1 protein-coding gene is annotated in these 521 nt (G+C 68.9%); it reads right to left on the bottom strand.

Going from position 1 to position 521, the window contains the following annotated elements:
* Window positions 1-491 (bottom strand): Ig-like domain-containing protein (locus QWI17_RS06590; RefSeq protein WP_302721741.1); only part of this gene is annotated, 491 nt, incomplete at its 3' end.
* Window positions 492-521 lie beyond the last annotated feature (30 nt).

Genomic DNA, 521 nt, shown 5'->3' with positions numbered 1-521 from the left:
GAGCCACTGACGCTGGTACCGTCTTCGGCAACCACCAGGTCGCTTGGGCTGAGCGGTACGGTTACCAGCGGCACGTCATAGTCCAGGGCCAGCGAGGCGTTGCCGCTCGGGTCGGTCTGGACCAGGCTCAGGCGTTCACCCGGCAACGCGGGCGGGTCGAGGTCGAGCAGGAAGGTGCCGTTCGCGGTCACCACGCCGCTGCCGATCAGGGTGCCGTTGGCGTCGCGCACCTGCACGGTAGCGCCGGCTTCGCCACGCCCGCTCAAGGCCAGGCCATCGGCGCCGACCACGATATCGCTGACCTGCGCCGGGGCAGTGGTGTCTGGCGCCTGGTACTGCAGTGGCGAGGAAATGTTGCCGGCAGCATCCACCAGGCGAATGTCCAGCACTTCGCCATTGGCCTGTGCTGGGGTCAGGGTCACGCTGAACGTGCCGTCGTCGTTGACCTGAGCGCTGCCCAGCAGGGTGCCCGCGGCATTGCGCACCTGCACGCTGGCGCCTGGCTCGCCGCTACCGCTGAG

This window comes from Gilvimarinus gilvus (genome assembly GCF_030518155.1).
Taxonomy (GTDB): domain Bacteria; phylum Pseudomonadota; class Gammaproteobacteria; order Pseudomonadales; family Cellvibrionaceae; genus Gilvimarinus; species Gilvimarinus gilvus.
This window is presented reverse-complemented; position numbering and strand designations above follow the sequence as displayed.